The following is a 20,255-nucleotide window of genomic DNA, read 5'->3' as shown; positions in this document are numbered from 1 at the left end:
CACGTTACAGCCCACCCCATTACACACATGAACCCTCAGGCATCATGGCTTTACAATGAGCGTTTTATGGTGGCGCAGACTGTTTATTTCGAGCATATTCGAACTCGCCACTATGGCGCATGCCATTTCTGGTTCTTTATTCTAAGTTTATTTATATATAGAGGACATCACGTGCCTATTCATCAACTCGGCTCTACGCCCAGCACATCCACCGCTCAGGCAGCCGAATCCATCCAAGCTACACTGGGCGGTCGAGCTGTTGCCCCAATCAAAACCGACGCTTCCGCAGAGCATATCGCCAATCGGCAGGAGTTGGAAAAAGGACACGGCTTGCTCCAAAGCCTTAGAATCCAGCTCACCGCACTAGCGAATTGGCTTGCCAATGCACTAGGTTTTAATAAAACGGATAGTCCGAAGCTGATTCCGCTCTCCACAAACGAGCCAAGGCTTGATACATCCGTCAAGAAGCAAACCCTTGAAGGCGGACAGATCGGGATAATCAAGGCTGCGCTGATAGAGAGCATCTCATCAACGGATCTCCGCTCAGAGCATACAAAACTCGCCACCGGCAATGGCGCCTTACGCTCATTGGCTACAGCGTTTGTCTCCGTGCACTTTGGCTCAAGTATTGAAGACACTCGCAACCTTATATCACTTCTTTCGAAGCAAAATATCGGAGGACATGAACTTAGAGAATGGGGGACCGTTCAGGGACCTGTCACAAGCTGGCTTGAAACCGCATCAGATACCCAACTAAATGAAGCGGCTCTACAACTCACCAACGCGCTTTCCATTGTCAAAGGCCTGGCGAAGGCGGTCGAACTCGAGCTTAGTGGCGATAAGGAAACAGCTAAACAGCTGGCTTCCGAGCTGCTTTCCAAGTTGAATGCCAATGGGTTGAAACCCGCCCAGATCGATTGGAACGCTTTCACACAAGACAAGACTCCAAAAGAGATATTCGAAAGCCTCGGCAAAAACGCGATGGAACAATTTGGCGAGCGCTTCGCACGTAAAGGAGATCTTCCTTTCAATTTGCGGCATAGAGATCTCGACATGGTGAAAAACTCTCTATCTGTACCTACGCAGGATGGAAAGTCTAATCACTATAATGCGCATCTCATATTGAATGGAACTGCAATTGCATCACAAGCGCCGATGGGAGGAGCTGACAGTGTACGCTTTGCGGACTTGCTGGTTAACTCAGACGCCACGTTTGTCATCAATCTCCAAAACCACCGCGATGCAATTAAACCGGGTTTCGTGAACTACTGGAACCTGGAGAAACCTTTCAAGCCTAGCGACAAAGAAACTGGTAATTCCGCACAATTCGTGTCGACGCCGCACGAGGACTCAACCATAGATTTAAAACAAATCGGTGCACAACTATTAACGGTCACAGGAACATCAGGGGTCACCAAAAACCTAGTCGTCATAAACGTTCCCATCCCGGATCACGGTGTCATTGACAAAGAACCCCTTCATGAGGCAGTAATGGCTTCCGCGACGTATCGTCAAGCGCTCGGTGGAGTTCCGGTAATCCACTGCAACGCGGGTGTCGGCCGGACGGGTCTGTATGCCCTGGCGGAGAAAATTTATGACGCGTTCAAGGCGGGAACACTCAATAGCGAAAATTATGTAGCGATAGTCACTAGCTACACGAATGAACTGCGCGGCGAACGTAGCGCTCAAATGGTTCAAACCGATAAACAGTTTGCAGCATTGCTGGATTACGCTGAAGCACTTATAAGTGGTGAACTGACTACCTCCGCTCAAGACGAGGAGGAGGAGGCCATATACGAGAACGGTGGTTTCCAGCATGAAGCACCTGCTGTAGATGCACAGGTTGAAGAGCTTAAAACCGAACAGAGCTCGGAATCCTTGTATGAAAACGTCCCGCGGCGTCCCAACATTGCACCTGCTGTCGATGCACAGGCTGAAAAGCCTAAAACCGAACAGAGCTCGGAACCTTTGTATGAAAACTTCCCGCAGCGCCCCACCATTGCGCCCAAGCCCACAATGACAAGCGCTCAGTAACCTCTCAAATCCCGGCCGCCTGAACGGCCGCCGGGTTCTTTTTGGGCACTCCCTCCTGCCAGCCCGACAACCGAGCCATCCCTGCAATACGCCCTAATGCACAAATGATAGTGATTGCGCCCCTATACACCAGGAGTGTGATCATCATCGACACTTCTCCCAACACCTTGATGACGACCTTCCAAGTCATTCCGACCGGATCAGGCCTTTTTCAACAGCCTTTTCAATAGCGATCATGGCAAAACCCACGCAAAACTCGTCACCACCAGCACACTTCGGCTGCTTCAACGACAGCCGTGAGCGACACGAAAAGTAACTTGAGCGATATTTTATAGTGAGCCAGACAGCCGTTTGCAATAATAACGAAGACTAAACCACTCAGGGCAGTATTTACTATGCTTTGCACAGGACAAGTTAGAATGGATCAAACGCTCGACTCAAGCAGTTTAATCTCTGAAGCTCGCAAGAATATCGATTTGGCAAAAGCAGCCTTGAATCAGGCCACATCCGAATACAACAACCTGATGGCTATTCTGCAGGTACTGAGAGAAGACACCTTCGAATACGTCAACCCGGGTACGAATTACGTGACTGGAAAGCTGGCAGATGGCATGTCGACGGAGGATCGCGACACATACATAGAAAAACTGGTTGAGTTCAATACATTAAGAACAGAGCTGCAGAAGCTATCGGACGAGAATTCGTTTTTCAACATGAGCACGCTCACCTACATTCACCACTCATCCAGTGTTTTTGGTGATCTGCAATCACTCAACGCAGGGCATCCGGTTCCGGACTTCTCTTATAACAACAAACCATGAAACACACCCGACAATACATTTCCCACAATCAGCCATACTGAAATCTATTCGCACACCGGCGGCGGTGCTTTAACTATCACAACACCGTCAGCATCGAAGATTGTCTTCTCCGCCACTGCCTTTAGCTCCAACCATTCAATTTTTTAGCCAATACACCTTGGCTCATTGAAAATGACGAGCCCCTCAATTACCTACCGAGACCAGAACCATGTTTAGTATTTCAGGCCATTTATCCTCACTAAATTTAACGCTCACAGACACCAATACAGCGTCTGCTCTACCCCCCCAAAAAATTGAGCAAATGTCGGCTTCAGACAGCAGTCCGCTTTCTGAGGTCCGCAAAAACATTGACGCGGCAAAAACAGCGATAAATAAACTTACATCGGACTATAACGATTTAGAATCTTTACTTTCGATGCAAAGAGAAGAAATCGTTAATTACACCAAAACAGGTTCAGGCAGAATACCCCCAACCGATCTACTAAACAACGACGCAATAAAGGAGGTCGTGCAAGCCTATACGGCTCGACTAACCGAATTCAACGCACTGAGAATCGAACTAATAAAACTAGCAAACGAAAATGAGTCTTTTTCCAACATAACAAAACTAACATATCTTCATCACGCTTCTTTACTCCTTAAAGACCTTTCCGCACTCGAAACCCGGCACCAGGTTCCGGACCTCAGAAAAGATAGAAACCTATACCAAAACTGATAAATACATCACCTGAATCTGATTAACCGGGGAGCAGACTGACGAAAGTGCTAGCAGAGCGCGACCGGGGTCAGCCCCCACCCAATCAGCAGTATCCCTTTCGCAGCATCGACACCAGCCCCTGGGTGGTCAGCATGCGCCGGACATTCATTACCACCCGGCGCAACCATAGGTTTCAATCTCCGACAAGCGTGCGGACTTTAAACGATTCGCTAACGAATGGCCCCCTCACATCTTTGTTACAGTGAATGTCGATACCGCTGTCGCGCTCTCACCCGTCAGGCAAAGCCGGTAACGACTCCAGCATCTTCAGCCGCTCGATAATGTGATGATTCAATGTCACTAACTCATCGACACTCAGATGATCAATATTGATACTCACGATGCTCTCCAATCCCAAGGTAGTAGCGCCTCAACGTCTTCAATCGACTCAGCCTGCGGTAATCAGCCACGCACTGGAGCGCCTGCCGCAGGCGTCCTCAGTTGAAAGTTGTGAAACCCTGCTGCCGGCTTGATCGAGGTCGGAAAATGGCCAACCGGCTATTGGGAGAAATAGAGTTGAGGGGCGCCTCGCCTCGTAATCGCTCGCCAGAAACTCCACGGCACACCAAAGCCACCCTTGAGTCTGTGGGGTTTATGGAGCGCATACGACAGTCATTGCCGGCCGGCAATGACCCTGGAGACAGCGAGCGCCGCTCGCCGCACCGGGTTCGGTACACAACCGCCTCAATAACAGCCCGGCTACTCCTCCAGCGGAACAGCTCGATACTCATAGCGGATTGGAGAGTTGAACCTTGCACTGACTTTGCCGTCTTTTTCCTGAATCAGAATATTCACCTCATAACTTTCAGAGCTTTTCCGTGGATCAAGTTGTTGGTAAGCGTCATTTCTAATCAAGGCCTTCAGCCTTGATGTGTTATGAGCACGCAACTGAATAGAGTTATCAGGCAATGACTGCAGGCTGAACGAGGAAAATTTATGCAAAGGTTCAACACCTACAATGATTTTGTGCTGAGCCGCAAGAAGCCTGAGGACGTCAACGAATATGCCTTGATGGGCAAAACGCGTAGCGAACAATGGCACTTTGCCGATATCATTTTTGGCCTCATCAAGTTCACCATTGTCGTCGAGATGCTTGCTAACTTGCTCACCATCGACATAATAAGTAAGTCTGGTAAAATCCTTGACAAAAGCCACATCCACATGCTCACTGCGCTGATTTGCAATCGCCAGCCACTCACTATTCATCTGTTCGTCTACGTCAATCGTAAGTCGTTTCTTACAATGCTCCGCAGACCCGAAGTTTGACAAACCAAGGTTATCCATATTCACGCCATTTTGATCACGCTGGAGATCTACGAACGCTTTGGCGAATTCGGGTTCGGCGTATTCGATCTGGCCCGTTGTTTCATCTGCATCGCGGGCGCTGAACCACTCCTTTAAACGCGGAGATATCTCTGTTGAGTTGCTGACGTACATATCCAGCACTGACAGCAATGCATAAAGCGTTGGTTCCGTTCGATAAAGTGTATTAAGTAAAACAACTTGATCAGCATGAGGAACACCCTCATCTTCCATCACTCCCGTGGCGCTCATCACAAAGCTTGTCCCTCCCCCCCCTAAAAGCTGGAAAAGTTCTTTGCTGGTTGGATGATTGAGAATGAGCTCCAGAAGCCCTCTCCTGCCATCAACAGAAACTGACTTGAGCAGCAATTCCATAATACGGCGCTGATACTTTATCTGATCTTCTGCGCCATCGCCTGCCTGCAAGTTAGAAGCACTGAAAATATCCAACTCAGCGCGAGCGTGAATATTCTCAGCAAGCCGATCCAGCGCCCCCAATATCGGGCCATGACTATCTGACTGAAAACCTTCGATCAAACACTTATAGCTGTCAACAATCCCCTGCTCCACCTTGCCTATCTTGCTTAATGTCGACTCGGCCAGTTTTTTGATGTCATGCTGTTGAAGCTGCTCTTTAGAATTTTCTGCCTGCGCAGTAAGCACGCTCTGGAATTGATTGATATTGGGTCTTTCAAGCCAACTCGAACCAACATAATGTTTAAACAGGGCAGCAATGCCTTTTGAATCCTCGCAAAAACTACTGACTGCCATTTTATTAAAAGACGCAACCTTCTTTGCCATCGCCATCGCCTCGGCATCTGCGACAACCGTGCGGATAAGGCGCCCATTGAGAGGCTTGCCGCTATCCATTTCCAGTTTTGGCATCAGGAAAAGTGCTGTCTCAGCGCCGTATTTTTTCCCCAGCGCATTCAAAAATAAACTCTTCGTGCCTCCGTTCCTTGCCTGAACGACTTCGTCAGCACCCAAGCAAGTAACACATCGACCCTGAAAAAAACCCGACTTTAATTTTGGTTCTCCATTGACACCATCCTTAAGAACCACATTATGATACTTCGACACACATGAAAAATCCGAAAGCAGCACGCTCATCTATCTCTTCTATTGAACTGGTTTTAAACGCCATCTACCAATCTGGACAACGCGCCAAAATTTTAAAATCGCTTAAGCTCGCATCATTGCCTGACATTTTTCCGTTTGACCCAAAAACAATGAGAGAGCCTCTTCGATCGTCGAAAGCAAAGCGTGTCGTACGTCAACACTGTAAGTCAGTACCACGGCATTGGTTTCTGGCTCCAGTCCCAGCCCCATGGCGTGTTCTCGAACGATGGCCAGATTCAAAGCCAGAAAACTGCGAAGTTGCTGATGTTCTTGAACTTCGGAAAGCAATCCCACCAAAGAGGAAAAGACAATTCGAGACTCGCTCTCCTTTAACTCAACATTAACAAAAACCTCTTCATCAAAAACCAAGGAAACATGGTCACTTTTACTATCAGCAACCACCTCCAGGTTCAATGCAGATATCAATTCATAAAACAATTGCAAAATAGCTCCTTTCATTTTTTCAGTGAGTTTGCATTCGCCATGAGCCGTGAGCGTGACCTTAGATGCTACAGGATTACACTCAATCAAAAGAGATAGCGATCAACCTCTGACGCAATGAAAGACTGTTCGATACTCAAGTGCAACTCACCCTTATGCACTGCGGGTCGTTCATTCGGGGAACAGGTCAAAGTTGCACGAGAGAAATGGCCGCCGCCCCCTTTGCTCATGGTTCCAACCATGCGATTTCGTGTTTCAAGATTGGGGGTGCCGCCACTCGCATTAGCTAGCCCTGGCGTGGCGCCCAGCAACAAAAAGCCCCCCGAGACCGAAGCCCGAGAAAGTCGCATACACACCGCAAACATGATGATTCACCAACAATAGGAATAGTATTAGCCAATTCTCCGCAATCGCGACAGTGAAGTAACGATGGCGATTCCCAAGTATTTGTATGATTTGCACTACTCCCCCATACCACTCAGCACGGCCTTAATCTGTTCTTGCAAGCGTTTCAATTGCCGGGCAAAGGCTTCGAGCAAGTGATGAACGTCCTGTTGCGTGGTCGTCATGTTACAGGCTGCTTCCAATCGCTCGCAGGCCTCTATCAGTGGTACCGCATGAATGATTCGGGCACTACCAAGAATCTTGTGGCAGTGCCGCCCCATGGCCCGGAAATCCCCCGAGTGGAACATGGCTTGCATGGCATCGAAATCTTCCTGACCAGTGCGCAGCACCATCGCCAGCAACTGGCGCCTCAATACCGGGTTGTCGGCGCAGACCCTCGACAGGTCGAAACAGACTGAATTCACCTGGCGGGTGCGCTCGGCTTTTTGCAAATAGTCCTCCAGCGTGCCAAGAGTCAGGGGCTTGAACAGACAATCGTTCATACCCGCATCCAGGCAACGATGGATTTCCTGGGGCTGAGCGTTGGCCGTCAGTCCGACTACATGCGTAGCCGGGCGACCTTGCGCCGATTCGATGGCACGTAACCGGCGAGTCATTTTGTCGCCATTGAGCAACGGCATGTTGCAATCGGTGATCACGTAATCAAAGTCATCCTGCTCCCACAATCTCAGGCCCTCCAGCCCATTTTCTGCACTAATGACCCGCATTCCCAAAAGTTCGAGCTGACGCTGCAGGACCATTCGATTGATCTGGCTATCTTCGATAATGAGCACATTGCGTGCTGGCAGTGACGATTGCGGCGCGGTTTCGACAACAGGGACGGACTGCGACTGGGTGACTGGAACCTGCAGCGTCAGAGTAAAACAAGAGCCTTGTCCCGGTGTGCTGCTGCACTCCAACTGCCCCCCCATCAGTTGCGTGAGTTGCTGACAGATGGCCAAGCCCAGCCCCGTACCTGTCTGCAGCTCAGTATCCTCGCCATTGAATTGGGTGTAGGGCTGGAACAGATATTGGCGCTGCTGTTCATCCATACCGATGCCAGTATCGCGCACCTCCAACTGCATAAGAGTAAGCGGTGTATTGGCGCTCAGGCTCAGCTCTACAGTTACCTTGCCCTGCACGGTGAACTTGATGGCATTACTCACCAGATTGGACAGGATCTGCCGAAAGCGCAACGAGTCCAGTTGCACCTCGCTGTCCGGACCATGGCTGACAAACTCCAGGGTGATGTTTTTCTGTTGGGCAAGACAGGCGAAGCTCTGTAAAACCGTTCGCGCCAGCCGCTGCGGATAGTCGTTGCCGGTGCGCAATTCGAGCCTGCCAGACTCGATCTTCGACAGGTCGAGAATCTCACCGATCAGATCCATCATGCCTCTGGCGGACTTCTGCGCAATGTCGATCAACTCGGCGTCATCACCGTGCGCGGGCCGATGCCTGCAAAGCAATTCAAGGGCACCAACCAACGCACTCATGGGGGTCCGAATTTCATGACTCATCACCGCCAGGAAGTGACTCTTGCCACGATTGGCGGCCTCGGCCTGATCTTTGGCCTGTATCAACGCATGCTGAAGGTAATGCTGTTCGGTCAGGTCGATCCAGCCACCAATGACTCCGGTCATGGTCCCGGCGGAGTCGCGATACGGTAGCGCCCAGTGATAAATGTGGTAAATCCTGCCTTTGACCGTGATCGTGAAGTGGTCGAATGATGGCTCGCCGCTCTCGAGGGTTGCGTGGTGAATTCGTTTGCAGCTTTGGGCGCCATCCAGAGACAGCACGCTTCCTTCGATCAAGCCTTTGTTCAGCACCTGGCTGAGTTCGACATCCAGCACTTGCAGGTAGGCCCGGTTGCAGGACAGCAGCAGACCTTTCCGATCGCGAACATAGATCGGATGTGGTGTGCCATCTACCAAAGCTTTCATGAACACCAATTGGTCACTCAAGGCTTTCTGTGCCTTGAGGCGTCCCGCACTTTGCCGCCATAACCCGAGATTCCAGATGCCAACGACCAGCAGCACCAGCAGCATTCCCAGTACTGTTCGGAAAAACCAGTTTTTGTAAGCACTCCAGCCGCCCTGGCTTTCCTGCGGGTTCTGCCATCGGTTGGCCAAAGCACCTAACTCGTCCGGCGGAATATCAAGCAGCGCCTTATTGAGGATTGAGATCAGTTCGATATTCTGCTTGCCGCTGGCAAAGCCGATCATTGCCGGTTGCACGCCAAGCGCCGAATCGATTTGCAGGCGGCCACGAAAAAATCGGTCGATCAAATATGCCGCGCCCAGCTGCGGCTGAATCGCACCTTCGACCTGACCTTGAGCAAGCAATTCGTATGTCTCGATTGGGGTGCCCACTTCCACCACCTTGATATCCGGCCACTCACGCCTTAACCATTTGGCTGCCGCCGAATGCTCGATGATCGCAACACGATGCCCCTTGAGCCGGAGCAATCCCTCATGCTCGGGCTGCACCCGAGTGACTAATACAAACGGGCTGGCTACGTAAGGCCGCAGAAAACTCAGCCGTCCCTCGCGGGCGGCGCTGTAGGTCAAGGCCCCAATCAGACTCGGAGGGTGACGCTCGCTACGGCTGGTCATGGCTTCAATCGATGAAAACTTTTTCGGTCGAAACTCCAGCCCGGTACGGGCGCTGACCATCTCCAGCAAATCTGCGGTCATGCCGCGAAGCTGACCATTGGCATCAAAAAAGCTGAAAGGCGAGTACAGATCGCTTGCCAGCACTTCGATCTGCGGATGATCCTTGATCCACTGCTTTTCTGTATCAGTCAGATGCAAGCGGTTGTATCCATCTTTCGGGTTGGACCCGATCCCCCAACGGCGGGCAATCACCCCTCGCTCCTGGGACGAGATATTGGCTAACGCAATATTGAGCAGGGTCAGCAACTGACTGTTTTTGCTCTTCACGGCAAAGCTGAAACCCAACCCTTCGGAATCGCGCAGGAGGTTACTTTTCAGGCGTTGCTGGTAGCTGCGCTCCAGCAGGTACTGAGCGGAAATCGCATCGGTCATCAGCACCGTTTTCTCGCCGTAGGCAACCAGCCCCAACCCGGTTTCAGTGGAGTCGACCGGCACCAGAGAACGATCGCGATAATGACTGACCACACGCTCCCGTTGAATCCAGTCCGGATCAAACAACACAGTGAAATCGAGCGGCAATTCATCGGCGAGCCAATGGCTCTCGAAGCGACTGACCAGCACAGCCTGATCGTAGGCATAAGGCACACTGAGGCATAAATCGCCATAATTTGCTTCGAGGTGATTGGTGCGCGGCACCAGATCGACTTCTCCGCGTTGCAGGGCGGCGAGAGCCTGCGCCCGGTTGGCATAGCGCTCGATGTGCAGACTCAAGCCCAGAGCACGGGAGAGTACGTCGAGGTAATCTGCCGAAAGACCCTCGTACTCTTTTTGATTGTTAGCCATATCCAGCGGCGGACGATCGGGTAAAAAAACCCCAACCCGTAGCTCAACTTTTTGTGTCAGCCATTGGCGCTGCGCCGCGCTGAGCGAGAGACTCACCGTGCTTTCAGACGCGCGACTGAGCAACGTCAAGGGCTCAGCCGCTGCTTTCGATACCAGCAGAGAAAACATCAGCAACACCAGCAACCATCGATTCAGACGGCTCATGATTCAGAGCAGATTGTTACGCGAAGCGAAGTTGATCAACTCAAGCAAATTGCTCACGTTGAGTTTTTGCATCAAACGAGTCTTGTAAGCACTCACAGTCCTGTTGCTCAACAACATATCGCTGGCAATCTGTTTGTTACTCAAGCCTTGGGCCAGACCATGTAGTACCTTGAGTTCGCGACGGGAAACACGGCTAAGAAGTTGCGCTTCGCTCTGTGCAAAATCGTCGTGACGAACCGAATTGAAGGCATCGGACGGGAACCGGGACTTACCGTGAGCCAAGGCCTGTAGCACGCAGAGGAGTTCCATCGAGTTACCTTGCTTCAACAAAAAGCCCGCCGCTCCAGCCCGCATGCGTTGCACCGCGAACGCTTGACTCTTGAGCCCGGTGTGAATCAAAACTTTTGCCGGGCTACCGCAAACGCGCAACCGGTCAAGCACGATCATGCCATCGAGCTGCGGGATATCCAGATCAAGAACGATTGCGTCTGGCTTTAGTTCGAGCACCTTACTAACAGCGTCGATACCATTGTCAGCTTCCCCGACAATCTCGCGACCTTGCCGAGCCAGGATCATCCCGACCGCCATACGCACTACAGCATGGTCATCGACCAACAACACTTTCATTTAACGGTCCTTGCATACCGCTTAACCACAGTGGAGGCCCCGTACTCAGCCGGAGATCACCGATGATTGATTGGGTGGAATAAGAACAGAGCGCAATCCAAAGTGGACTGCCCGAACGAGTCACGGCTTCACCGCGGGTTGTAAAAATTCAGGTGAGAATTAAAGGTGCGGCAAACTACGCCCGCCAAACTTGGTCGGGTAGTGGGTTGCGTGCCCATGATCAGCGAGAGGTGGACGATGTGTCAGGAGCAGAGGCAACGATAGCGCAGGACACTTCCTGCAGAACGTGAACAATTGAGCAACCATTTTTTCCAACAAGATATTCAACCCTGCCGACTGATAACTCATCCAATGTACGATTCAACCCTAAGCCGAGATATAAAATTTCGATCATTATGGCGAGATGCATGACTGCAAGAGGCATCGTGTTCGCACAAGAACAAAGCCGCAGTGACCAGTCAAGCGATACCAAGTACCTGACGGGTCTGCTAACGGGAGCCACATGCAGTTTCAATCGCGGAGGCAGGACCTGGCCCTGCCGTCAATGAATAGATTAAGTCGAGCGAAGAATGATCTGACTTGAATAGCGCTTATCTACATAGGACTGCACCATGGCGATAAATTCTTCTGCTATATGGTCACCCCGCAGTGTCCTGACCTTGGCGCCGTCGATGTATACCGGCGCTGCAGGCGATTCGCCCGAACCGGGCAGCGAAATACCGATGTTCGCGAATTTGCTCTCACCCGGTCCATTTACGATACATCCCATCACCGCGACGCTCATTTCTTCAACGCCGGGATACTCGGTTTTCCAGACGGGCATTTGCAGTCGCAAGTATTCCTGGATTCGTGAAGCCAGCTCTTGAAACAGGGTACTGGACGTGCGGCCACATCCTGGGCAAGCAATAACCATCGGCGTGAAGTTTCGCAACCCCATGGTTTGTAGAATTTCTTGACCGACTATCACTTCCTTCTCACGTGCAGCACCAGGCTCGGGCGTCAGAGAGATGCGAAGGGTGTCGCCAATGCCTTCCTGCAGCAGGACTGAAAGGGCAGCCGTCGATGCAACGATTCCGCGACTACCCATACCAGCTTCGGTCAACCCCAAGTGAAGTGCATAATCACAACGCTTGGCCAGCTCGCGATAGACCCCTATCAGTTCCTGCACCGCTGATACTTTGCAAGAGAGGATGATCTGGTTACCGGGCAGTCCGATTTTCTCGGCCTTTTGTGCCGACTCGATGGCCGAGACGATCAGTGCCTCCGCCATGACATTCTGCGCACTCCACGGTTCGCTGCGTGCGACATTCTCGTCCATGATCCGCGCCATCAACGCCTGGTCAAGACTCCCCCAGTTCACGCCAATACGTACCGGCTTATTGAACATGCAGGCCGTTTCAATCATTTGGCTGAACTGTATATCGTGCTTGGCACCCGCCCCGACGTTACCTGGATTGATTCGATACTTGGACAACGCCTCTGCACAGGCCGGAAAATCGCGCAACAGTGCGTGACCGTTGTAGTGGAAATCACCAATGAGCGGTACAGACACATTCATGCGATCGAGATGATCACGGATTACTGGTACCGCGGCGGCGGCATCCGGCGTATTGACAGTGATCCGCACCAGTTCAGAGCCTGCCTGCGCCAACTCCTTGACTTGAATGGCAGTCCCCAAAGCGTCGACCGTATCCGTGTTGGTCATCGACTGAACTCTGATGGGAGCGGAGCCACCAAGGGTAATAATATTGTCCAACCAGCGTATTTGCGCTTGGCGGGTAATTTTGCGCGCAGCGGCGCCAGGAACTACTGAATGACCATCAAACATAACGACTGTGTTCCTTTGCACATATGCATTGGGGGCAGATCTTTGAAGATAAAAAAATACAGCGTCACCACTCCATATTTTCGCGACTCTCTTCATCTTCAGGAGGAAAAAAAATATCGGACATGAAACTGTCTATAAACATATTGGTCGCCGACATTGATACAAACGCTCTTTTTACATCGCTGTAGAGCGCATCATCTTCCAATTGTGACTCTTTCATCCTGGACAATACTGATGCCAATGCAGCGGCTTGTTCTTTATTCGAGTGAAATAGCGGTTCACCGCTGTCGGATACGTAAGTTTTGATAAAATTCTTGATATCAGCATTGCCAACACCCCCTGCAGCCCAGGACATAAAAGCATTATAGAAATCATCAAATGCCGGATCCGCGACGGAGTCGGCCTTTTGTATCCCTAATCGACTTTCCGGTAAAACCGGTTTAGCTTCCCTAGCTTCTGCGGGCCCAACCATGTTACCTGCACTATTGACTTTCATCGAAGGTCTCCTCATCTGAAGGGTATGCAAGCTGGTCCTGGGGAGTTGAGCCGACCAGAGTTTCCACCAATTTGATCAGCACATTTGCCGAGGAATACTCCAACTCACGGACCGACTCAGGCAGACTTTTCAGCCGTGCCAGTATTTGAGGCGCCAGGCGCTCTTGGGTTGCATCAATATCCAGTTCCATGACCTGATCGGCGAGACGAAACAAATATCGTGATTGATCGTGATAACTGACGCTGGCGCCAGGCCAACCAAGCGCCGAAATTTTTTTTTGGATATCAAGATGACGCAGCTTACACGCTGAGGGTAAGACTATTTGCAGCAATAACTTGGGGTCGGCAGGCTGCTCCGCCATCCAGCGCTCTAACAATGTGTCGAGCAACTGTTCATGCATTAAAACATCACCCAGCAACTGCTTGACCACCTTACCCAACTCTTCACGAAGTTGGGCAATCAAAGCTCTTGACTGAATCAAAGCGGCACCAATGTCAGTAGCCGCCAATATGACACCCTCCGAATAACCTTCCCTGAAAGCACTCCGGCGAATCAGATCAGCTTCTTCGGTAGCTGTTTTCACTTCGGCTTTCGCGCGAGATTTCGCCTCCAATAACAGCAGACGACGATACCTGGCCAACTCTATACTCTCGCGTGTCAATACGACGTCGTCACCTGGCGGTATATCAGCCAGCGTTCTGATGGATTCGAGCATGCTGTACCGCCAGAAAGAAAAGTGTAGGGTTCAAATGTTGCGCCGGCATGCGCCGCTGCAAGTCAACCACTGATGGTAAAAACTGCAAGCACAAACGCTCTATCAGTACCGCCGGCATTTCAATACTCCATGCCATCAATGCATTAAGACCTACGGCCTGTACATGCTCTATCACGCTGACACCAGGCTCCATTTCAACGGCTACTCTTGGATCACAAACAATGCGAGCAAAGGCCCGCTGGCGATCCGATAGCTGCTGGAGCATCGCCCCCCGGGCGAGGCTCGCCCACTGGAAATGCGCGCCGAGAAGTTCAGCGATTGATGGCAACAACGACCAATGTCGGACCCATAAACGCGCCTTTGAACTTAAATGGTCCGAATAACCGCCCGACAGGGTTCCGCTCAGACGAGCATTTAACACGCGATTCAACACCACCCTGACTTCCGGGGTATCAAGGATGGCGGGGCTTGAAAGTCTTTGTGGATGCAGGTAGTCCAATGGCCGTAACAGAATACTGTCCATGGCCTCACTGATGGATCGCATCCCTCACCTCCCGGCTTTTGGATTGCCTGTGCAAAAACATGGCAAAGCCACCGAAAATCAAAGCAACTACAGCCAAAATTGCGTAAAGCCACGAAAAACTCTGGGGAAGTGGTTCACGTGAAGGAGCAACGTGCTGTATGGGGGAGCGCTTGGACAAAACCACCGAAATATTCTCGTATTCCATTGCCGAGAAGGTATTTTTCAGAAAGCGCTTGATATCGGCGATCAACAAATTAGGTTCAATGTCTCGCTCATGCACTACCAACGCCGACAACGTTATCGGCAGTACTTTGCGCCCGCTCTCGCCTGACTCCAGGTCATAACTGACATGAACTCGCGCCGTTACAATACCGCCAAGTGTCGCCAATGATTGCTCCAGGCGCTGCTCCAAAGCACTGTAAAGCCGTGCCTTTTCTGCTCGCGGAGAGGCAACCAGTGAGTCCGCAGGAAACATTTCTGCAATCTCGATTCGCGAGCGTGAAGGCAATGCATACAACTCAAGCAAATCCACCGCTGCCGAGAAATCATTCTGATCGATACGTACGGAATGACCGACCTTGCCCTCATCAACTTTCGAAGCAGCAATATTGTTACGCTGTAATAAGGAAACCACCTCGTTGGCTTGGCGCTGATCCAGCCCTACAAGCAGACTTGGTTGACGGCATCCCATCAAGGCAATACACAGAAACAGCAAATAACCCAACTTTTTCACGATGAGCGCAACAAGGTTTCGGCCGTTGTCACGGCTTTACGAACTAAGGTATTCAACAATGTTACGTCGATGTTGTATTGTGCGGTCCGAGTTTGCAGCTCGCTCAAAACCTCCGGATCAGTCAAATCGGGGCGTTTCAACATCGCATAAATCGCTGCCGATTCACGCTCAGAGTCAACCGAAGAGCTGGCGAAACCCTGAATCAACCGATCCTCCAGAGACATCACCACACCCTGTTCCGGCCGAACAAGTTCGGCCACATTGATTTGATCCAGGCGCGAAGGGCCAACCACTGATGTAGACATAGATCTGCTTCCTGATAAACAGGCCAATAGCGAGTGCCATCGGCCGATAAGCAATAGAGCTTCGCTTCTAGCGAGCGGCTTGAAGTATCATCGAGTCAATATCCTTGAAGACTTTGACGGTGTTGCTGGCCGCATTTCGAAATACGTTATAGGAAGAAGTGGCAGCCTGATAGGCCGCCAGCAACCCCGGATCCGACGCGTCAAGTTTGAGATCTTTAAGAGCTTCATCAAGTTTCTTTTTCAAGTCGGCCGCCCCCGTCTCGAACGCATCCGCTTGCCGACCGATAAAATCATTACTGAAGCTAACATCACTATCTACTGTACGAACCATGATTTACCTCATTGCATTGGTGGTGGAAAATACCAGGATGCCGGTGTCATCTTAATATAGCTTTGCGAACCATATTGAAATGACTTGCCTTTGAGCCAATCGTCTTTAAGCTCAACCGAAAAGTACACGTAACGCGCGCCCCACTGCTGCTGAAACCTTTCTATATAGTCAGTGAGCGCATAGAGCTCAGTATCATCAAAACTACCGGCGACACTGAAATTTACACTGTCAGTGTTTCGCTGCAGCATGAAAGGAATTCCCAGCCGCTTAAGCCCTTGCTCGGCCTTTAGCTCAAACTCTTCATCATCACTCCCCTGAACATAAAACGCTGATGCATAGGGAGTTGCCTTTAACAGTTCAGATTCCAGCCGAGTACGCAGATCGAGCGTTAGCAAAGTTCGTTGATTACTAACAAGAAGGCGAGGACTGGCGGGATCGGAAAAATCTAGATAATGGAAAGCCAGTTGAGGTTCAAGCTCATCCAGAACTTTTTCAAGTCGCATACGTTCTTGTGACGTGGTTAAAACCTGTGTTGCCGCATAACCATTACGCACTAAAACCTGGCGCCCCCAATTGGCATCACGCTCCGAATTAGCCAAGGCATACACCAACCCATCACGACCACGAAGCACCGTCATGGTTGAATTCGAACCAGCGATCAACGTTTCTACCGTCGACTCCGCATTTGGCTGCAGCAAGCGGTTTCCCAGCCAGATGCTGCCCAGCATCAGCAGCAGCGCCACGCCCGCGAAAACATACCGCCAGGAGCGGTCAAACCAACTGGATTGGATTGCGTACTGTTTCACCGGCGACGGCGACAGATCCAAGACTTGCGCCCACTCTTCGCTGGCTAACTTCACAGAGATACGAAGCCCACCCGCCTCCTGGATGGTCTGGAACTCACACGTCTTTTCCTGTACCTCCTCGCCACTGAAAAGGCGCAGGTCATAAGTAAGTTCCACCTGATCGCCAAGCAAAACCTCAAAGTTAAATCCCTCACGCTCCAACGGAATGTAGATGGCATCCTCGGGGACCGTAGCCAAACGCTCTGCCACACAAAACATTGCTTCCGAGCCGACTACGAATAAAGTTCGCGGACGCTCAAGAAAAAACTCACAGCCCTGCATGGGGCCATTCAAGATCTTTAATACCACCGACGTTGCAGACAGATCCTGCATGCCACTCACCACTCTATTATTCGACGCGGAACGAACGCTAACTACTTTGGCTTACCTGCAAAATAGGTAACGCGCACCATTTAAACCTGACGGAAATTTTGAGAATCAGGTCAAGCCCAGTACATTTTTCATATCACTTTGGACCAGGCTTACAGCGATAAAAAATACAAAAATAACCAATCGCGAATTTACCAATCCTGCAGTGCCCGATAACGTAGCCATACCTTATGTGCATACTGCATCCTGGCGGCTTGCCGCCCCTCGCCGCTCCCTGCGTTATAAGCACCTACCGCAGTCCAGTTGTAACCGTGCCTGGCAACGAACTCCGCCAGTATTTGCGCCCCCACATTAATGGTCACACAAGGCTCTTCGATAAGGTGCCGTTCAGTAATACCTTTGGCCGAAAGACGGGGCAAATGAATACTATTGATCTGCATAACGCCCACGTCACGCGTGCCATCCTTGTTGTGATTGATTGCATTGGTATTCAATCCGGACTCCACTTCAGCAATGGCATACAACAATTTCGGCTCGACTGAAAACTGCCTTCCCGCACTTTCCCAGCAGTTGCCCATTGCCTGCCCACACCATAAAAGTGCCGTAACAATCAAACCTAAATTTGCGCAATTCATTTTTGATGAAAAACCTTGTTTCGACGCCCTGAACAGGCGCAAACGCTTCTGCAAATCAAGCACAACTATTTCAAGACAGAGAATGCACTACCTGAAAAATTAAACTCACTAGGAGTACGGCGATAAAAAAATGCCCTTCCCGCCAGAGGTGACAAATAGGGCCTTCGCGCAGACTTGATTCTTGGCAAATGCCCTGCAATAGCTTCAGCGATCAAATCCACCAAATTGTCGCGTTCAGCCGATGTTACTGATAGCGCATTGTGTACAAGCGAATGGTCACTACCACGAACCAACTCGACTGACAGCTCAAAGTCATCCGCACACTTGGTACAGCTCACGCCGAGGTAAAAATCAGGTTGCAATCGCTTGATCAGATCAATATAGTCTTCAGTCGAAAATACATCACCCGCAAGAGCTGCCGGCATTACTACAACGGTACTACTGAATGACGAGGCTAGAGATTTAACAACTTCTCGCTGCAGCTCTCGACTGCGATCAGCTGGGCCAGTAACGAATGGCAAGACCAATAGCGATTGTTTCTTTTCCGCTCGCGAAACATGGACTGACTGCACTGCCCGAACGCCTTCATACGAGAAGCAATAACCCCGACCATAAACCGTTTTAATGTAAGATTTGCTCGCCCCGAGCAATTTGCGCAATGAATACATGCATCGCGTCAATGACTCTTCCGCAACATCGGTATCAGGCCAGATGCAATCCAGCAAACGATCTTTCGAAACCACCACCCCCGCGCAACCCAGCAAAACACGCAGCAACTGTAACTCTTTGGGTGGCAAGTGCACGCGTTGCCCGTCATGAAAAAGCATGCCGTCATAACGCAATGTCCACGAATCAAAGCTGTACGACGTCTCGGAGCTTTCGTTACTGACATGACCCATAACCAGTCCTCATTCTGAGTATTTGGCGGCCCAGATGTTGCGCCAACAAAGGATGCAATGCATATGACAATCCATAGGCACAAGGATAGGGCGTCCCCTTCCCACATCCTAGAGAATCGGGCTATCTGTCACTATGAAACCTCTTGGGATTGCAAGGAATTTTCTCTGTGCGAGTGTGTAGACTCATAAGTAGATCGCTTTGAATACACCGCGTCCTGGCGACATACGCCACCTTTTTTATAGGGGAGCCATGACTTATAAACAATTGGCATTCGAACAAAGCCCCCCCACTTTCTAAAGAGGTTAACGGCTCCCATTCATGCTTAAAGCTTCATCAACCAACTGGCAAAAAGCGCCAAACGTCCGTGTAGTCGCCAGTTTTCCTGTATCCAAATCAAGATCAAAATATTCGCTAACCTGCATATAAATATCCAAAATATCCATAGAATCGGCATAAAGATCGTCTACGAATCGAGACGATGGGTGTATTTCGTCAACGTTGCACAGCAAATGCGCGGCGACAATCAATTTAAGGGTCGGCTCGGCTAAACTTTCACTTGGAGGTTTGTCACTCATGCTTATCTATCTCCGCACCGTTGGCGCTATCGGCCACAGCCTCACTGCGCTCCCTTTCCATCTTGAGAAGCCGATCTTCCAATTTTGACTTTAGAGGAAACGGATTATCGCCTCCCACGGATGCCCTTAAGCCTCGAATACGATCAAGAAGGGTTTGGTTCATGCTCTCTTGGCGAATGTCTGTAGAAAGGGGCTTCTGCGTAGGAGTCGATCGATTCGCCAAGGACACGCCTGTATCAGAACTGCTCCCTGGAGAAGAAGCGGTCAACGAAGCACTGATCGGGTTGAAGGCTAAATTTGCGCGAGCCACACGCGAAGCCTGCAATTCGGCATTCAGTGCCTGACCCGTAGGGTCAATAAATTTCCGGCTTTGAATTCTCTGCGACTCTTCAAGAGGTACTTGCATTTCGCGCTCGAGGGGACGCGCAGCAGCTATAGTTGAATCCGACGTTTCCAACCCCAAAGTAGCCTGCGGCCCCTAGTCTCGACGCGTTCAACATCTTCCTGGACGCGCGGATTGACTGTCCCGGCGACTGGGCGCTGTTTGTCTCCTGTAAGGATTTCACCCGTTACACTGTTATAGGCATTTTTACGGCTCTCCTCAGATGCCGCCATGGCTTTTTCAAGCTCGGTGGTAACATTTTCCTGGACCCGCGGATTGACTGTCCCGGCGACTGGGCGCTGTTTATCTCTGCCGATAATTTCACCCGTTACACTCTTATAGGCAGTTGTCGTCGATCAGGCGCAGGCCGCCATGGCTTCTTCAAGCTCGGTAGTAACATTTTCCTGGACGCGCGGATTAACTGTCCCGGCGACTGGGCGCTGTTTGTCTCTGCCGATAATTTCACCCGTTACACTGTTATAGGCATTTTTACGGCTCTCCTCAGATGCCGCC

The 20,255-nt window shown here is 50.8% G+C and carries 19 protein-coding genes; 3 read left to right on the top strand and 16 right to left on the bottom strand.

Annotation, left to right across the window (positions count from 1 at the left end):
• Nucleotides 1-66 precede the first annotated feature (66 nt).
• From CRO75_RS29260 to CRO75_RS32745, 3 genes are all read left to right on the top strand, one after another.
• Nucleotides 67-2,034 carry a protein-tyrosine phosphatase family protein gene (locus tag CRO75_RS29260; protein WP_158539514.1) on the top strand — a complete coding sequence of 656 codons (1,968 nt, stop codon included), beginning with the start codon at nucleotides 67-69 and terminating at the stop codon, nucleotides 2,032-2,034.
• Nucleotides 2,035-2,453: 419 nt separating this feature from the next.
• A complete protein-coding gene (locus tag CRO75_RS29250) occupies nucleotides 2,454-2,855 on the top strand; it encodes an NleF caspase inhibitor (protein ID WP_097139946.1) in 402 nt (133 codons plus the stop codon).
• 208 nt (nucleotides 2,856-3,063) lie between these two features.
• The gene (locus CRO75_RS32745) at nucleotides 3,064-3,570 is read left to right on the top strand and encodes a hypothetical protein (protein WP_143504225.1); all 507 of its coding nucleotides are present in this window, start codon (nucleotides 3,064-3,066) and stop codon (nucleotides 3,568-3,570) included.
• A 741-nt stretch (nucleotides 3,571-4,311) separates the two neighbouring features.
• Here the strand turns inward: CRO75_RS32745 and CRO75_RS29245 are convergent.
• From CRO75_RS29245 to CRO75_RS32730, 16 genes are all read right to left on the bottom strand, one after another.
• Nucleotides 4,312-6,024: a hypothetical protein gene (locus CRO75_RS29245; RefSeq protein WP_143504215.1), complete on the bottom strand. Its 1,713-nt coding sequence runs from the start codon at nucleotides 6,022-6,024 to the stop codon at nucleotides 4,312-4,314.
• A 72-nt stretch (nucleotides 6,025-6,096) separates the two neighbouring features.
• Nucleotides 6,097-6,477 (bottom strand): type III secretion system chaperone, encoded by a 381-nt coding sequence (locus CRO75_RS29240; protein ID WP_158539513.1) that lies wholly within the window; start codon nucleotides 6,475-6,477, stop codon nucleotides 6,097-6,099.
• A 458-nt stretch (nucleotides 6,478-6,935) separates the two neighbouring features.
• A complete protein-coding gene (locus CRO75_RS29235) occupies nucleotides 6,936-10,517 on the bottom strand; it encodes a transporter substrate-binding domain-containing protein (RefSeq protein WP_097139939.1) in 3,582 nt (1,193 codons plus the stop codon).
• Nucleotides 10,518-10,520: 3 nt separating this feature from the next.
• Complete coding sequence (locus CRO75_RS29230) at nucleotides 10,521-11,144, bottom strand: response regulator transcription factor (protein WP_097139937.1); 624 nt, start codon at nucleotides 11,142-11,144, stop codon at nucleotides 10,521-10,523.
• Nucleotides 11,145-11,697: 553 nt separating this feature from the next.
• Nucleotides 11,698-12,972, bottom strand: a complete 1,275-nt coding sequence (gene ispG / locus CRO75_RS29225) for a flavodoxin-dependent (E)-4-hydroxy-3-methylbut-2-enyl-diphosphate synthase (protein WP_097139934.1) — start codon at nucleotides 12,970-12,972, stop codon at nucleotides 11,698-11,700.
• A 64-nt stretch (nucleotides 12,973-13,036) separates the two neighbouring features.
• The gene (locus CRO75_RS32740) at nucleotides 13,037-13,468 is read right to left on the bottom strand and encodes a hypothetical protein (protein ID WP_143504203.1); all 432 of its coding nucleotides are present in this window, start codon (nucleotides 13,466-13,468) and stop codon (nucleotides 13,037-13,039) included.
• Nucleotides 13,455-14,183 (bottom strand): hypothetical protein, encoded by a 729-nt coding sequence (locus tag CRO75_RS29220; protein ID WP_097139932.1) that lies wholly within the window; start codon nucleotides 14,181-14,183, stop codon nucleotides 13,455-13,457. Before CRO75_RS29220 ends, CRO75_RS32740 begins: the two co-directional genes overlap by 14 nt.
• Nucleotides 14,155-14,706 (bottom strand): hypothetical protein, encoded by a 552-nt coding sequence (locus CRO75_RS29215; protein ID WP_158539512.1) that lies wholly within the window; start codon nucleotides 14,704-14,706, stop codon nucleotides 14,155-14,157. Before CRO75_RS29215 ends, CRO75_RS29220 begins: the two co-directional genes overlap by 29 nt.
• Before the next feature lie 4 nt (nucleotides 14,707-14,710).
• A complete protein-coding gene (locus tag CRO75_RS29210) occupies nucleotides 14,711-15,439 on the bottom strand; it encodes an EscJ/YscJ/HrcJ family type III secretion inner membrane ring protein (RefSeq protein ID WP_097139928.1) in 729 nt (242 codons plus the stop codon).
• On the bottom strand, nucleotides 15,436-15,744 hold the full coding sequence (sctI, locus tag CRO75_RS29205; protein ID WP_177409804.1) for a type III secretion system inner rod subunit SctI: 309 nt from the start codon (nucleotides 15,742-15,744) through the stop codon (nucleotides 15,436-15,438). Before sctI ends, CRO75_RS29210 begins: the two co-directional genes overlap by 4 nt.
• 67 nt (nucleotides 15,745-15,811) lie before the next feature.
• Complete coding sequence (gene sctF / locus CRO75_RS29200; protein ID WP_097139925.1) at nucleotides 15,812-16,075, bottom strand: type III secretion system needle filament subunit SctF; 264 nt, start codon at nucleotides 16,073-16,075, stop codon at nucleotides 15,812-15,814.
• A gap of 8 nt (nucleotides 16,076-16,083) precedes the next feature.
• Nucleotides 16,084-17,253 (bottom strand): PrgH/EprH family type III secretion apparatus protein, encoded by a 1,170-nt coding sequence (locus CRO75_RS29195; protein WP_177409803.1) that lies wholly within the window; start codon nucleotides 17,251-17,253, stop codon nucleotides 16,084-16,086.
• A gap of 188 nt (nucleotides 17,254-17,441) precedes the next feature.
• Complete coding sequence (locus CRO75_RS29190; protein ID WP_239990675.1) at nucleotides 17,442-17,828, bottom strand: transglycosylase SLT domain-containing protein; 387 nt, start codon at nucleotides 17,826-17,828, stop codon at nucleotides 17,442-17,444.
• Between the two features lie 122 nt (nucleotides 17,829-17,950).
• Nucleotides 17,951-18,784, bottom strand: coding sequence for a winged helix-turn-helix domain-containing protein (locus CRO75_RS29185; protein WP_097139921.1), 834 nt, complete (start codon nucleotides 18,782-18,784; stop codon nucleotides 17,951-17,953).
• 303 nt (nucleotides 18,785-19,087) lie between these two features.
• Nucleotides 19,088-19,360, bottom strand: coding sequence for a phosphopantetheine-binding protein (locus CRO75_RS32735; RefSeq protein ID WP_110402632.1), 273 nt, complete (start codon nucleotides 19,358-19,360; stop codon nucleotides 19,088-19,090).
• Nucleotides 19,353-19,766 (bottom strand): hypothetical protein, encoded by a 414-nt coding sequence (locus CRO75_RS32730; RefSeq protein ID WP_143504198.1) that lies wholly within the window; start codon nucleotides 19,764-19,766, stop codon nucleotides 19,353-19,355. The genes CRO75_RS32735 and CRO75_RS32730 overlap by 8 nt, the downstream gene beginning before the upstream one ends.
• Between the last annotated feature and the right edge of the window lie 489 nt (nucleotides 19,767-20,255).

It is taken from the genome of Pseudomonas sp. LAMO17WK12:I10, assembly GCF_900215185.1.
Classification (GTDB): domain Bacteria; phylum Pseudomonadota; class Gammaproteobacteria; order Pseudomonadales; family Pseudomonadaceae; genus Aquipseudomonas; species Aquipseudomonas chlororaphis.
The sequence above is the reverse complement of the archived record's forward strand: the minus strand, read 5'-3'. Positions and strand labels throughout refer to the sequence as shown.

Bases quoted from the DNA above. Each gene is read 5' to 3' on its own strand.
- CRO75_RS29260 (WP_158539514.1), top strand. From the start codon at position 67: ATGGTGGCGCAGACTGTTTATTTCGAGCATATTCGAACTCGCCACTAT.
- CRO75_RS29250 (WP_097139946.1), top strand. From the start codon at position 2,454: ATGGATCAAACGCTCGACTCAAGCAGTTTAATCTCTGAAGCTCGCAAG.
- CRO75_RS32745 (WP_143504225.1), top strand. From the start codon at position 3,064: ATGTTTAGTATTTCAGGCCATTTATCCTCACTAAATTTAACGCTCACA.
- CRO75_RS29245 (WP_143504215.1), bottom strand. From the start codon at position 6,024: ATGAGCGTGCTGCTTTCGGATTTTTCATGTGTGTCGAAGTATCATAAT.
- CRO75_RS29235 (WP_097139939.1), bottom strand. From the start codon at position 10,517: ATGAGCCGTCTGAATCGATGGTTGCTGGTGTTGCTGATGTTTTCTCTG.
- CRO75_RS29230 (WP_097139937.1), bottom strand. From the start codon at position 11,144: ATGAAAGTGTTGTTGGTCGATGACCATGCTGTAGTGCGTATGGCGGTC.
- ispG (WP_097139934.1), bottom strand. From the start codon at position 12,972: ATGTTTGATGGTCATTCAGTAGTTCCTGGCGCCGCTGCGCGCAAAATT.
- CRO75_RS32740 (WP_143504203.1), bottom strand. From the start codon at position 13,468: ATGAAAGTCAATAGTGCAGGTAACATGGTTGGGCCCGCAGAAGCTAGG.
- CRO75_RS29220 (WP_097139932.1), bottom strand. From the start codon at position 14,183: ATGCTCGAATCCATCAGAACGCTGGCTGATATACCGCCAGGTGACGAC.
- CRO75_RS29215 (WP_158539512.1), bottom strand. From the start codon at position 14,706: ATGGACAGTATTCTGTTACGGCCATTGGACTACCTGCATCCACAAAGA.
- sctI (WP_177409804.1), bottom strand. From the start codon at position 15,744: ATGTCTACATCAGTGGTTGGCCCTTCGCGCCTGGATCAAATCAATGTG.
- sctF (WP_097139925.1), bottom strand. From the start codon at position 16,075: ATGGTTCGTACAGTAGATAGTGATGTTAGCTTCAGTAATGATTTTATC.
- CRO75_RS29195 (WP_177409803.1), bottom strand. From the start codon at position 17,253: ATGCAGGATCTGTCTGCAACGTCGGTGGTATTAAAGATCTTGAATGGC.
- CRO75_RS29190 (WP_239990675.1), bottom strand. From the start codon at position 17,828: ATGGGCAACTGCTGGGAAAGTGCGGGAAGGCAGTTTTCAGTCGAGCCG.
- CRO75_RS29185 (WP_097139921.1), bottom strand. From the start codon at position 18,784: ATGGGTCATGTCAGTAACGAAAGCTCCGAGACGTCGTACAGCTTTGAT.
- CRO75_RS32735 (WP_110402632.1), bottom strand. From the start codon at position 19,360: ATGAGTGACAAACCTCCAAGTGAAAGTTTAGCCGAGCCGACCCTTAAA.
- CRO75_RS32730 (WP_143504198.1), bottom strand. From the start codon at position 19,766: ATGCAAGTACCTCTTGAAGAGTCGCAGAGAATTCAAAGCCGGAAATTT.